13 protein-coding genes are annotated in these 12,620 nt (G+C 69.0%); 9 read left to right on the top strand and 4 right to left on the bottom strand.

Annotated elements, in window-relative coordinates; translation table 11 throughout:
- Nucleotides 1-42 precede the first annotated feature (42 nt).
- Nucleotides 43-738, bottom strand: coding sequence for a CHAP domain-containing protein (locus tag EV652_RS05255; RefSeq protein WP_132207859.1), 696 nt, complete (start codon nucleotides 736-738; stop codon nucleotides 43-45).
- Between the two features lie 107 nt (nucleotides 739-845).
- On the opposite strand from EV652_RS05255, the gene EV652_RS05250 reads away from it, so the two are divergent.
- Together EV652_RS05250 and EV652_RS05245 are read left to right on the top strand one after the other, a co-directional pair.
- A complete protein-coding gene (locus EV652_RS05250) occupies nucleotides 846-1,529 on the top strand; it encodes an NBR1-Ig-like domain-containing protein (RefSeq protein ID WP_132207858.1) in 684 nt (227 codons plus the stop codon).
- 98 nt (nucleotides 1,530-1,627) lie between these two features.
- Nucleotides 1,628-3,490 (top strand): alpha/beta fold hydrolase, encoded by a 1,863-nt coding sequence (locus tag EV652_RS05245; protein ID WP_132207857.1) that lies wholly within the window; start codon nucleotides 1,628-1,630, stop codon nucleotides 3,488-3,490.
- A gap of 67 nt (nucleotides 3,491-3,557) precedes the next feature.
- Here the strand turns inward: EV652_RS05245 and EV652_RS05240 are convergent, their stop codons facing one another.
- Together EV652_RS05240 and EV652_RS05235 are read right to left on the bottom strand one after the other, a co-directional pair.
- The gene (locus EV652_RS05240; protein WP_132207856.1) at nucleotides 3,558-4,259 is read right to left on the bottom strand and encodes a putative endonuclease domain-containing protein; all 702 of its coding nucleotides are present in this window, start codon (nucleotides 4,257-4,259) and stop codon (nucleotides 3,558-3,560) included.
- Between the two features lie 137 nt (nucleotides 4,260-4,396).
- The gene (locus EV652_RS05235; protein WP_132207855.1) at nucleotides 4,397-4,900 is read right to left on the bottom strand and encodes a GbsR/MarR family transcriptional regulator; all 504 of its coding nucleotides are present in this window, start codon (nucleotides 4,898-4,900) and stop codon (nucleotides 4,397-4,399) included.
- 98 nt (nucleotides 4,901-4,998) lie between these two features.
- Between EV652_RS05235 and EV652_RS05230 the strand changes: the two genes are divergently transcribed.
- From EV652_RS05230 to rpe, 7 genes are all read left to right on the top strand, one after another.
- On the top strand, nucleotides 4,999-5,907 hold the full coding sequence (locus EV652_RS05230) for an ABC transporter ATP-binding protein (protein WP_132207854.1): 909 nt from the start codon (nucleotides 4,999-5,001) through the stop codon (nucleotides 5,905-5,907).
- 76 nt (nucleotides 5,908-5,983) lie between these two features.
- The gene (locus EV652_RS05225) at nucleotides 5,984-7,582 is read left to right on the top strand and encodes an ABC transporter permease (RefSeq protein ID WP_132207853.1); all 1,599 of its coding nucleotides are present in this window, start codon (nucleotides 5,984-5,986) and stop codon (nucleotides 7,580-7,582) included.
- 88 nt (nucleotides 7,583-7,670) lie between these two features.
- The gene (locus EV652_RS05220) at nucleotides 7,671-8,054 is read left to right on the top strand and encodes a TIGR03618 family F420-dependent PPOX class oxidoreductase (RefSeq protein WP_132207852.1); all 384 of its coding nucleotides are present in this window, start codon (nucleotides 7,671-7,673) and stop codon (nucleotides 8,052-8,054) included.
- The gene (cbiE, locus tag EV652_RS05215) at nucleotides 8,044-9,246 is read left to right on the top strand and encodes a precorrin-6y C5,15-methyltransferase (decarboxylating) subunit CbiE (protein ID WP_132207851.1); all 1,203 of its coding nucleotides are present in this window, start codon (nucleotides 8,044-8,046) and stop codon (nucleotides 9,244-9,246) included. The genes EV652_RS05220 and cbiE overlap by 11 nt, the downstream gene beginning before the upstream one ends.
- 34 nt (nucleotides 9,247-9,280) lie before the next feature.
- Entirely contained in the window at nucleotides 9,281-10,021 is a 741-nt protein-coding gene (gene cobM, locus EV652_RS05210; protein WP_132207850.1) for a precorrin-4 C(11)-methyltransferase, read from the top strand.
- Nucleotides 10,018-10,749 carry a cobalt-precorrin-6A reductase gene (locus tag EV652_RS05205; protein ID WP_132207849.1) on the top strand — a complete coding sequence of 244 codons (732 nt, stop codon included), beginning with the start codon at nucleotides 10,018-10,020 and terminating at the stop codon, nucleotides 10,747-10,749. The genes cobM and EV652_RS05205 overlap by 4 nt, the downstream gene beginning before the upstream one ends.
- 10 nt (nucleotides 10,750-10,759) lie before the next feature.
- Nucleotides 10,760-11,422 carry a ribulose-phosphate 3-epimerase gene (gene rpe, locus EV652_RS05200; protein ID WP_132207848.1) on the top strand — a complete coding sequence of 221 codons (663 nt, stop codon included), beginning with the start codon at nucleotides 10,760-10,762 and terminating at the stop codon, nucleotides 11,420-11,422.
- Here the strand turns inward: rpe and EV652_RS05195 are convergent.
- Nucleotides 11,390-12,613, bottom strand: a complete 1,224-nt coding sequence (locus EV652_RS05195) for an MFS transporter (RefSeq protein ID WP_132207847.1) — start codon at nucleotides 12,611-12,613, stop codon at nucleotides 11,390-11,392. The genes rpe and EV652_RS05195 overlap by 33 nt on opposite strands.
- Nucleotides 12,614-12,620: the final 7 nt, after the last annotated feature.

Below are 12,620 nucleotides of genomic sequence, written 5' to 3'. Positions count from 1 at the left end.
GGGGCGGAACGCGCGTCCAGGTGCTCTTCGGGTGAGTGGTGGTCAGAAGTTCGGCCAGGCCCAGCCGAGGTAGCTGGAGAAGTACGGGAGCTTGGCCAGGCCGATCCTGCCGTTGACGCTGGTGGCCCAGAAGTAGCCGTCACCGCGGGCCACACCGACGTGGCCGTACGGTGCGGCCAGGTCCCAGAAGACCAGAGCGCCCTTCGGCGGGTTCAGGTCGCCGCGGTGGGCGGCGCCGCGGGCGACGGCGTCGTTCCAGTTGGCCTTGGCCGAGGCGTAGATCCCGGTCTTGCCGTAGGAGTTCTCGGCGGCCATCTCGCAGTACCCCTGGAACGCCGTCGAGCCGTTGCGGGCGGAGTACCAGGCGATGGACTTGTCGGCGCGCGGGTTGCTGGTGCACAGCGGCGCGACCAGGCCGGAACTGCCGGTGTCGACGTACGCGTCGGAGATGTAGCCCTTGCCGGGGATGTGGTCCCAGATCAGGCTGCGGCCGAACTTGCCGGTCACCGGCTCGCCGTAGATCTGGCAGTCGATCTCGACCGGGCCGTTCGGCTGGGTCCCGACCGCGCCGAAGCTGGTGGCGTTCCCGGACCGGATGGTCACGCCGAGCCCGCTGTCGGTGACCACGGTGCCGGTGGCGGCGTGCGCGGGCAGGGTGCCGGCACTCACCAGGGCGGTCGCGCCGAGGACGAGGGTTGCGGTGATACGAGCGATGCTGCGCAGGAGGGCGGTACGCATGATGTTTGTCCTTTTCGCTCAGTCAGTGGCGAACTGGCACTGACTTACAGAGAATCAGAGAGTTATCTTGTTGTCGCAGTGGGCAACGATCGATTCGGGAGTGCGCCGTGAGGCCAGCACAGGCTCGTGTTGTGATCGGCTGCCGGATGCGTGAGCTCCGGGAAGCGGCCGGCGTACCGCTGTCGCGCGCCGCCGCCCAGTCCGGCTGGGACAAGGGCCACCTGTCCCGGGTCGAGCGCGGTCACACCAAGCCCAGCCGCGAGCTGATCGAGTGGTACGACGCCTCGTTCGGTGCCGGCCAGGCCTTGGTCAACCAGTTGATGGAGCTGGATGCTGCCGTCCGAGCCGGTCGCGACATGTCGCTGCGGGACATGCGCCGGCGCGTCCAGCCGGTGCTGCTCGGTGGATCCGTGCCGGTCGACCACCACCCGGAGGACCGGGCGGAGTTGGTGGGGGAGACGGTGCCGGACGGCACGCGGGTGTGCCGGGACCAGGAGTTCGAGAAGACCTGGGAGGTCCGCAACAGCGGTGAACGGCCCTGGCACGATCGCTGGCTGACCCGGCAGGGCGCGGCGGGTACGCCGGGGTGGTTGCGGTCACCGCATCGCGCTCGGCTGCCGGACGCCGTACCGGGGGAGATCGTGACAGTGTCGATGGCGTTGCAGGCGCCGTCCCAGGTGGGCGCGTCGACGGCGTACTTCAAAATCACCGATGACGTCGGGCGTTTGTACTACCCCGGGCTGGAGTCGCCACCGATGTACTGCACAATCTTCACCGTCTACGAGCTTTAGGGATTGCCCTTGACCTTGCTGTGGCGGGTGTTCCTGGTGGCCGTTCCGGAATAGGTTGCTGTCTGCTGAACCCGCCCGGACACACAGGAGTTGACAGCGTGATCAGACTTCCCAAGATCGCTCTGGCCCTGGCGACGGTACTCGTCATGCCCCAGGTGGCCATCAGCTCGGCCGCCGCAGCGCCCGCGGCCAATGGTCCGGTGGATCCGCCGGTCCCGTCCATTCCACAGAAGTACCTCGACCAGCCGATCACCTGGTCGGTCTGCGCGTTCGACGCACAGGTCAAGAACCTGTACCCGCAGGCGCCGACCACCAACTGCGCGAAGGTGAAGGTCCCGATGGACTGGGCCCACCCGGACGCGCACCCCGACGTCGAGGTCGCGATCGCCTACAGCAAGGCCACCGATACGTCGAAGGGCCTGATGACGACCAACCCGGGCGGACCGGGTGGCGCCGGACTGACCCTGTCGGCCTCGCTGGCGATCGAGAAGACCCAGCTGTTCAGTGACTTCGACCTGCTCGGCTTCGACCCGCGCGGGTTCGGCCAGAGCACCCCGCTGCAGTGCCTGACCACGACCGAGGCCCTGAACGCGTTGCCGACGACCCCGGACCGCAAGGAGCGCACCCGGCAGACCCACGTGGCCGAGGTGGCCGAGGCCAAGCTGCTCGCAGACGCGTGCTCCGCGACCGAGTTCAGCCAGTTCGTCAGCAGCCAGCAGACGGTGTACGACATGGAGTTCCTGCGGGCGCTGTTCAAGGCGCGGCAGCTGAACCTGATCGGCTACAGCTACGGAACCTGGCTCGGCGGCTGGTACGCCGACACCTACCCGTCGAAGGTCGGCCGGTTCGTGATCGACTCGAACATGGACTGGACCCACACCCAGTGGGACAACGTGAACTTCGACCCGTTCTCCGGCCAGCGCCGGCGGGACACCCAGTTGTTCCCGTGGATCGCCCGGCACGCCGACCAGATCGACGGCCTGGGCAGCACGTTCAAGCAGGTGCGGGCGACGTACAACGGAATCCGCGCGGGCCTGGTCACGCTGGTCAAGGCCGGTACGTCGTCGGAGACCGGGGAGAGCCTCGACACCACCATCTACAGCGTCCAGTACGGCAATGTCCGCTTCATCCGGGGGACGCTCGACATCCTGATTCACGACGAGTACGTCAAGGACCCGTCGGCCTCGGGGGCGATCGAACTGCGGCACGTCGACCGTGCCTGGGCCCGGATCTCGCCGGAGCTGCAGGCGTTCGACACCCTCGCCGCGATGCGGGCCCGGTACGGCGTGACGCCGGCGGCCGTATCGACCCTGGCCGCCCTGAAGGTGGACTCGACCCACTCGCTGATCGCCGACGCCCGCGCGACAGCGGCCAAGTCGACGGGTGACGCCGTGGTCAACCTCGGTCCCATCGGTACGACGGTCCGCTGCAATGACACGAAGTGGAACAGCGACCCGCGGTTCTACCTGCGCGAGGCGGACCGGATGGCCGCCAAGTACAACTTCTTCGGCTACATGAACGGCGTACCGTTCTGCGCCTTCTGGCCGTACGAGGCGCAGGATCGCAAGCTCGACCTGAAGGGCTCGCCGCGGATGCTGATGATCCAGGGTGAGCTCGATCCGGCGACGGCGTACGAGGGTGCATTGCGCACTCACCAGGACACCGCCAAGGCGACCAGGTTCGTTGCCATCGACGACGAGGGCCAGCACGGCCAGTACGTCGGCTCGGCCTCGTCCTGCGCCGAGGCGATCGGTGACACCTTCGTCTTCAGCGGCGAACTCCCCGGCAAGAACCAGGTCTGCGGCACCTCCCCACTCCCGGCGGAGCTGTCCGTCTACCCGGTCAACGGCCCAATAGACGGCAACGCCGTACACCTCCCCAAGTCCAAGTCCACCAACCACAAGGTGAACCCCTTGCTCCAGCAAGCCCTGGACACTGTGGCTGCGGGCACACTCCGGTAGCCGCGGCTAGGACAAGAACTGGTGGCCTGGGACAGGGAATTGCCTGTCTCAGGCCACCACATTCTGTTCACGCATTCAGCCCCGCACGGATCCGCTCGGCGGTGGCTCGGGGCCGGTCGAGGTCAGCCCAGCCCGTCCGGACAACCTGATGACCGCACGCCCGGAGCCGGTCCTCCCGCCATTTCTCCGCCAGCACCGCGTCGGCGCTGTCGCCGTACTTCTGTGCTCCGTCGAATTCGACGATCAACCGTCCCAGCAGAAGGAAGTCCACTCGCCCGATCCGCCGGTGGTTCCGGTCGTGGATCTCCACCTGCAGTGCCGGCGCCGGGAGGCCCGCGTTCGCCATCAGTACCCGCAGCCGGGACTCGCCGACCGATTCGCTCAACCCGTTGGCGAATCGTGCCGCAGCTCGCGCCGCCGGCGAACCGTTCCAGTACGTGTGCCGGTCCGCCGTCGCGATCAACAGCTCCGGCGCGACGAGCTGCTGGTGAAGCGCCGCGTCACCCAGCACCACACCCACCTCGTACGACGAGCCGCACGCGGACTCGGCGACCGCGCGGGCCGGAGCTACCGCCCGAAGGCCGTCCACCTCGGTCAGTTCGTCCGCCTCTATCGATGTGCGGTGGACCTCGACGACGGAGTCCGATCGTGCTCGGCCGGAGGTCCGAGATACCTGGACCCTGCGCAGGTCCAGTCCCCACGTCGGGAGGCCGTGCAGCACTGCTGCGGAGTGATGACTGACAAAGGTCTTCGGCCCCATCCGCTCCATGGCGGCGCGCAGACTCAGCAGATGTAGCCGTCGCGCCCGAGTTCCCGCCTGTGGACACGCCTTGAACAGGAAGCCGGGGGTTAGGACACGGAATAACCTGTCTCAACGCCCGGCTTCTTGTTCAAGCCCTGCCTTGACTAGGTGCCGTACTCGGCGTCGAGGGCGGCGTCGATCTCGGCTTTGCGTTTGATCCAGCGCTCGCTGAGGCCGTGGACCTCTTCCTCGATGAACTCGATGAAGCCGAGGGAGGCGCGGATCCGGCGGTGGGCGGCGGAGCCTTCGCCGGCTGCGGCCAGGACCTGGTTGAGCGAGTCGGACCAGCGGGTCAGGGCCTGGTCCTGGCGCATCATGGTCTGGTACCAGAAGTCGTCCTGGACGACGTACACGTCGCGGCGGCTGCCGGGCTCCCGCTCCCGGCTGGCCAGTCGCAACTGCAGCAGGTAGTTGACCGCGCCGGACACGGCGGCGGGGCTGGCCTGCAGGCGGTCGGACAGCTCGGCGGCGGTCATCCGCCCCTCCTCGCTGGACAAGATGGCGGCGAAGACCCGGGCGGCCATCCGCGGCCAGCCCGTGTCGGCCAGCAGGTTGCCGAACTGCTCGGCGTACCGCCTGACGGCTTCGTCGTCTCGTTGTGCACTCACCGCCCCATCATCTCCTCTTTCGCCGGCAAACCACCGACTGTGTGAGAACCGTGTTAGTAAGATTCACAATCTTCTGAATGAAGTGTACGTTATGAACTATGACATCAGCCATCGTGGTCTCTGGACTGCACAAGTCGTACGGAAGTACGCACGCCCTCGATGGTCTCGACCTGGAGGTCGCGACCGGTGAGGTGCACGGATTCCTCGGCCCGAACGGCGCCGGGAAGTCCACGACCATCCGGGTGCTGCTCGGCCTGCTGCGCGGTGACGCCGGTGACGTCTCGCTGCTCGGCGGCGACCCGTGGCACGACGCGGCGAAGCTGCACCGCCGGCTCGCCTACGTCCCGGGTGACGTCAACCTCTGGCCGAACCTGACCGGCGGCGAGGTGATCGACCTGCTCGGCCGGCTCCGCGGCGGGCTGGACCCGAAGAAGCGGGACGACCTGCTGCGCCGGTTCGACCTCGACCCGACCAAGAAGGGCCGCACCTACTCCAAGGGCAACCGGCAGAAGGTCGCCCTGGTCGCGGCGCTCGCGTCGGACGTCGAGCTGCTCATCCTCGACGAGCCGACGTCCGGCCTGGACCCGCTGATGGAGGAGGTGTTCCGGCAGTGCATCGAGGAGGAGCGCCAGCGCGACCGCACCGTGCTGCTGTCGAGCCACATCCTGTCCGAGGTCGAGGCCCTGTGTGACCGGATCAGCATCATCCGGCGCGGCAAGGTGGTCGAGTCCGGCACGCTGTCCGACCTGCGGCACCTCACCCGTACGTCGATCCACGCCGAGCTGGCCGGGTCGCCGAACGGGCTCGCGTCACTGCCCGGCGTCCACGATCTCGATGTCGAGGGCAACCGGGTCCGGTGCGAGGTGGACACCGCCCAGCTGGATGCGGTGATGCGGCAACTGTCCGCGAGCGGGATCAAGAGCCTGGTCGCGCAGCCGCCGACGCTGGAGGAGCTCTTCCTGCGCCACTACGAGGAAGAGTCCGAACCGATGGCGGCGGTCCGATGAGCGAGCGCAGCGAGCGAACAAAAAGCACAGCCGACTTATCGCTCATGCTGGAGCCGAGCGCCAGCGAGGCGGAAGCATGAGCGACTTCGTCGGTACCGGAACCCTGGTGCGGCTCGCGCTGCGCCGGGACCGGATCCTGATCCCGGTGTGGATCGTGGTGTTCGTGACGATGGCGGCCGGATCGGCACAGGCCTCGATCGACCTCTACCCGGACGTCCAGTCCCGGATCGAGGCCGCCCGGACGTCGAACGCGTCGCCGGCCCTGGTGTCGCTGTACGGCCGGATCTTCGACGAGACCTCGCTCGGTGAGCTGTCGCTGTTCAAGCTGACCGCGTTCGGCGCGGCGCTGGTCGGGTTGCTGGCCGCGATCCTCGTCGTACGGCACACCCGAACCGAGGAAGAGTCCGGCCGGCTCGAGCTGCTCAGCGCCGGAGTCCTCGGCCGGTACGCCGCTCTGGCCGCGGCACTGATCGTGTCGTCGGGGACCGTCGTACTGCTCGGTCTCCTGACTGCTCTCTCGTTGATCGGGGTCGGACTGCCCGCGGCCGGTTCGTTCGCCTTCGGGCTGATGTGGGCCGCGGCTGGACTGTCCTTCGCGGGCGTGGCCGCGGTGACCGCTCAGCTGACCGAAGGCGCTCGCGCCGCGAACGGGTTCACCGCGGTCATCCTCGGGGTCTCGTACGTACTGCGGGCAATCGGTGACTCGTCCTCCGACGGCAAGTCCGAGTGGGTGTCGTGGCTGTCGCCGATCGGATGGTCCCAGCAGGTCCGCGCGTTCGCCGGTGACCGGTACGTCGTCGTACTGCTGCCGCTGGTGTTCATGGCCGCGCTGGTCGCCGGTGCGTTCGCGCTGATCCGGCGGCGGGACGTCGGTGCCGGCCTGGTGCGGCCGCGGCCAGGGCCTGCGACCGCGTCACCGTCGCTGCGGTCGCCGCTCGCGCTGGCGTGGCGCCTGCACCGAGGCTCCTTGTACGGCTGGGGTTTCGCGTTCCTGCTGCTCGGCCTGTTGGTGGGCAACATCGCCAGCAATGTGGACGGGTTCGTGTCCAGCGACAGCGCCAGGGAGATGGTGGAGAAGCTCGGCGGCGTCAACGGCATCACCGACGCGTTCCTGGCGACCGAGATGGGGATGGTCGGCCTGCTTGCCTCGGCCTTCGGCATCCAGGCGGCGCTCCGGCTGCGGTCGGAGGAGACGGCGCTCCGGGCCGAGCCGCTGCTGGCCACCGGCGTCACCCGGGCGCAGTGGCTGGGCAGTCACGTGCTGATGGCCATGTTCGGGACGGGTGCGCTGATCCTGGTTGCCGGGCTCGGCTCCGGTATCTCCAGTGGTGCCTCGCTGGGCAACATGGGTCGGCAGGTGCCCCGCATGCTCGCGGCGGCGGCCGTCCAGCTTCCCGCGATCTGGTTGGTCACGGCGCTGGTCGTCCTACTGTTCGGCCTGGCTCCCAAGCTGGTCACCGGTGCGTGGGTCCTGTTCGGCGTCTTCCTGCTGATCGGCCAGTTCGGCGCGATCTTCAACCTGCCCGAGGGCGTGATGAATCTCAGCCCGTACGGCCACACCCCGCGCCTGCCCGGCGGCGACTTCACCGTCGCTCCGGTCCTCTGGCTGACGGCCATCGCCGCGGCCTTGACGGTGGCAGGCCTGGCCGCCTTCCGTCGCCGCGACGTCGGCTGACCTGGTACCGGCGCCGGTCTGAGGGGTCCGGCGCCTGACGGCCCGCCTGGCTGATTGCCGGGCGGGCCATCACGTCTACCATCGCGGGGTGCGTTGGAGTGATGGACTTGTGGAGTTCTGGACCGAGCGGCATCTGTGTGTGCTGAGCACCGTCCGTGCGGACGGGACCGTGCACTCGACGCCGGTCGGGGCGACCCTGGATGTCGAGGCGGGGCTCGCGCGGGTGATCTGCTCGGGTACGTCGTACAAGGCCCGGACGATCCGTCAGGCCGGGGTCGCTGCGGTCGCGGTGACCCAGGTGGACGGCCGCCGCTGGTCGACGCTGGAGGGGCGTGCTGTGGTCAACGACGATCCCGAGCGAGTGGAGGACGCCGTACGGCGCTATGCCAAGCGCTACCGGGAGCCGCGAGTCAACCCACAGCGCGTGGTCATCGAGATCACTGTGACGAAGGTGCTGGGCAATGCCGGGTGACGTCGTGACAGTCGTGGGAATCGGTGCGGACGGGTGGGAAGGGCTCTCGTCTGCTGCAAGGAGTGCCGTCGAGTCAGCAGACGTACTGATGGGCAGCACCCGGCAGTTGGCGCTCGTCCCTGGGGTGACCGGACAACGCATCGCGTGGCCCTCTCCGTTGTCGGAAGCCCTGCCTGGCTTGTTGGACGAGCACCGTGGGCGACGAGTGTGTGTGCTGGCCAGCGGCGATCCGACGTTCCACGGGATCGGTACGACGTTGACGCGGTTGCTGGGGGCGGACGCCGTACGGGTGATTCCCCACCCGTCGAGCGTGTCACTGGCGTCTGCGCGACTCGGGTGGGCGCAGGACCAGGTCCAGGTGGTCAGTCTGGTCGGAAATCCCGTCGAGCTCATGCACCCGCACGTACAGCCGGGCCGTCGGCTCCTCGTGTTGAGTTGGGGCGCGCACACACCTGCCGAGGTGGCCGGACTGCTCGTATCGCGTGGTTATGGCTCCAGCGCGGTGACCGTGCTCGAACAACTTGGCGGACCGTCGGAGCGTGTGCGGACGGCTCGCGCAGCTGAGTGGTCGCACGAGGTCGATGCGCTCAACGTGATCGGCGTACTGTGCCAGGCGGATGAGGACGCAGCGCTGCTGCCTACTGTGCCTGGACTGCCCGACGACGCGTACGAGAACGACGGGCAACTCACCAAGCGCGAGGTCCGCGCGGTGACGCTCTCGCGGCTCGCGCCGGTTCCGGGTCAGCTGCTGTGGGACGTCGGCGGTGGTGCGGGCAGCATCGCGATCGAGTGGTCGCGGCATCACCCCACCTGCCGGGCGATCGCGATCGAACGTGATCCTGACCGCGCCAAGCGCCTGGAGCGCAACGCTGCCGCGCTCGGTGCCTCGGTGACGGTTGTGCTGGGCAAGGCACCCGACGGATTGGACGAACTGGAGACGCCCGACGCGATCTTCATCGGCGGGGGAGCGACCGCGGCCGGCATGGTCGAAGCCTGCTGGAACGCACTCGCACCCGGCGGCCGACTCGTGCTGAACGGCGTGACGCTGGAGACCGAAGCGTTGATCGCCCGCTGGTACGGCGAACTCGGCGGGGACCTCGTCCGCCTCGACGTCCAGCGCGCCTCGGCGGTCGGAACCATGACCGGCTGGCGCCCCGCCATGCCAGTGACGATCTGGAGCGTGACCAAGTGACGGTATTGAATGCCGCGTCCAGACCGGAGGCCCCGTGACCGTGCACTTCATCGGGGCCGGCCCGGGCGCCGCCGATCTGATCACCGTCCGCGGTCGTGACCTGATCTCATCCTCACCGGTCTGCCTGTACGCCGGCGCGCTCGTTCCCGTCGAGCTCCTCGACCACTGCCCGGTCGGCGCCCGCAAGGTCGACACGGCAGCCCTGAACCTCGACGAGATCATCGCCGAACTCGCCGCCGCGAACGCCGACGGACTCGACGTCGCCCGGCTCCACTCCGGCGACCCGTCGGTCTTCAGCGCGATGGCCGAGCAGATGCGCCGCCTCGACGACCTCGGCATCCCGTACGACGTGACACCCGGCGTACCCGCATACGCGGCGGCCGCGGCCACCCTTGGCCGCGAGCTGACCGTCCCCGAGGTCGGCCAGACGGTGATCCTCACCCGGATCGCGGGCCGGGCGTCCGCGATGCCTCCCGGCGAGGATCTGGCCACCTTGGGCGCAAGCGGGTCGACGATTGCGCTGCACCTCGCTGTCCAGGTGATCGACCGCGTGGTCGACGAGCTCACGCCTGCGTACGGTGCCGACTGCCCGGTCGCGGTGGTCGCACGGGCGTCCCGCGACGACGAGGTGATCCTGCGCGGCACGCTCGCCGACATCGCCGACCAGGTGCGCGCCGCGGACATCCGCCGTACCGCGGTCATCATCGTGGGCAAGGTCCTGTCGGCGACCGCCTTCCGCGACAGTCACCTGTACTCGACCACGCGGACCCGATGAAGATCCTCCTGCTCGGTGGCACCGGCGAGGCACGCTCGCTCGCTGCTGCGTTCGCGGCCGAGCCTGGTGTCCACGTGGTGTCCTCGCTCGCCGGCCGCATCACGGACGCGCGCCTGCCGGTCGGGGAGGTCCGGCAGGGCGGTTTCGGCGGCACCGAGGGCCTGGCTGCCTGGCTGCGGGACAACTCGGTCGACGCGGTTGTCGATGCCACGCACCCGTTCGCCGCCACGATGACCGAGCACGCCGTCGAGGCTGCTCGCGAGGTCGACGTACCTCTCCTGATCCTGCGCCGCCCTGGCTGGACCTCGGCCCCAGGTGACGAGTGGCACTGGGTCGACACGGCGTCGGAAGCGGCCGGGCTGCTGCCCGCGGTTGGATCCCGTGCGTTCCTCACCATCGGCCGCCAAGGGCTGTCCGCCTTTGCGCGGATCGGCGTGTGGGCGCTCGCGCGCTGCGTCGAGCCGCCGGAGCCAATCCCGACGTGGTGCGAGCTGATCCTCGACCGAGGCCCGTACGACGTTGACGGTGAGCTCGAGCTGATGCGGCAGCACCAGATCGACGTATTGGTGACCAAGCACAGCGGCGGCGCACAGACGGCTGCCAAGCTGATTGCTGCGCGAGAGCTCGGCGTATCCGTGGTGGTGATCCGCCGTCCGCCGCTGCCTGCCGGAGTCGAGGCAGTCGAATCAGTGGACCGGGTCGTCGAGTGGGTCAAGGCCCGTCGGTAGATTGACGCCCATGGGGATTCAGATCGCGCCGAGCATCCTGTCCGCCGACTTCGCCCGGCTCGCCGACGAGGCGGCCGCTGTGTCGAACGCCGATTGGCTGCATGTCGACGTGATGGACAACCACTTCGTGCCGAACCTCACCCTCGGCCTGCCGGTGGTCGAGTCGCTGGCCAAGGCGACCGACACCCCGCTCGACTGTCACCTGATGATCGAGGACCCGGACCGGTGGGCCCCCGGGTACGTCGAGGCCGGCGCCTCGAGCGTCACCTTCCACATCGAGGCGTGCCGCGCCCCGATCCGCACCGCCCGGGAGATCCGCGCCAAGGGCGCCCGCGCCGCGATGGCGCTCAAGCCGGCCACCCCAATCGAGCCGTACGAGGACCTCCTCCCCGAGCTCGACATGATCCTGATCATGACCGTCGAACCCGGGTTCGGCGGCCAGAAGTTCCTCGACGTGTGCGTGCCGAAGATCCGCCGGACCCGCCAGCTCCTCGACAAGCACGGCCTCGACCTCTGGGTCCAGATCGACGGCGGGGTCTCGATGGACACGATCGAGCGCTGCGCCGACGCGGGCGCCGACGTCTTCGTCGCCGGCTCAGCCGTCTACGCCGCCGACAACCCCAACGCGATGGTCGACCAGCTACGCACCCTCGCCGAGCAGGCCTCCAGCTGACTCAGTGGACACGCTTTCGGTGGGGAGTTGCGGTGGGACTCTGAGCAACAGGACGAACGCCCCTGCCGCGAGCACCGTCGCGACGAGCCAGACGTAGCGGACGCCGAAGCTCTCGACCACCGCGCCGGACACCGCCGATCCGATCGCGGCTCCGCCCATCGCCGCGCTCCCCATCCAGCCGAAAACCTCGGTGCGCACGGAGTCGGGGGTGAGCGCGCCAAGACGCTCGTACAAGGCGCCGATCGCCGGCGCCAGCGTCAAGCCGGACACAAGCAGCGCGGCGCCGAGCGCCACCGGTGACCAGGTCGCGAACACACACAGCAGCATGCCCACTGTGACCAGAGCCGCCCGCCGCCACAGGTACGACGTATGCCGCCCAGGCAACGCACCGGCCACAGCTCCACCGACCAGGCTGCCGAACGCCCAGACGGCCTCCAGGATGCCTGCGATCAGCCGCTCACCGTGCTCGTCCGCGAACGCGACGATGCCGAGGGAGATGCCGCTGAACGCCATCACCCACAGACCGAAGGAGAGGATCAACGGCAGGCGATAGCGGTGCCAGACCAGCTGACGCGCGGTCAGCCGTGGTCCGCTCGCGTCGTCGTGGTCGAGCGGCGCGGGTTGCAGCAGTGCGTACCACCAGATGAACGCGGCCGCCATCGCGGCCGCGAGCAATACACCGAGTCGCGGGCTCGCCACGCTCACAGCTGTTGCCCCGAGCATCGGACCGACGATGAACAGCAGCTCCTGCGCGGTCGCGTCCACCGCGTACGCCGTCCGCAGCCCCGGACCGTGGACGACCCGCGGCCAGGCTGCCCGCAGCGTCTGCATCACCGGCGGTACGAGCGCCCCCGCGACGAAGGTCACCAGCGGCATCAGCCGGTAGAGCCCGGCCGGGAGGGCGGCCAGCGCCGCCAGTGCAACGCTCCAGGACATACCGGTCACCAGCAGCACGCCACGGGCACCGCGCCGGTCCGCCGTCCTGGACCACAGCGGTCCGGCGATCGCCATGCCGACCGAGTACGCACCGGCGACGATTCCGGCCCAGCGGAACGACCCGCTGAGGTCCTTGGCCAGGAACGCGACCGGCACCATCGTGGCCAGCATCGGCAAGCGCGCCAGCAGCGACGCTGCCAGCAGGGCCATCACGCCGCGCGTGTGCCACAGTTCGCGGTATCCGGAGAGCTCCATGGCCGCA

The sequence above is a fragment of the Kribbella steppae genome (assembly GCF_004342025.1).
GTDB classification, from domain to species: Bacteria; Actinomycetota; Actinomycetes; order Propionibacteriales; family Kribbellaceae; genus Kribbella; species Kribbella steppae.
The sequence above is the reverse complement of the archived record's forward strand: the minus strand, read 5'-3'. Positions and strand labels throughout refer to the sequence as shown.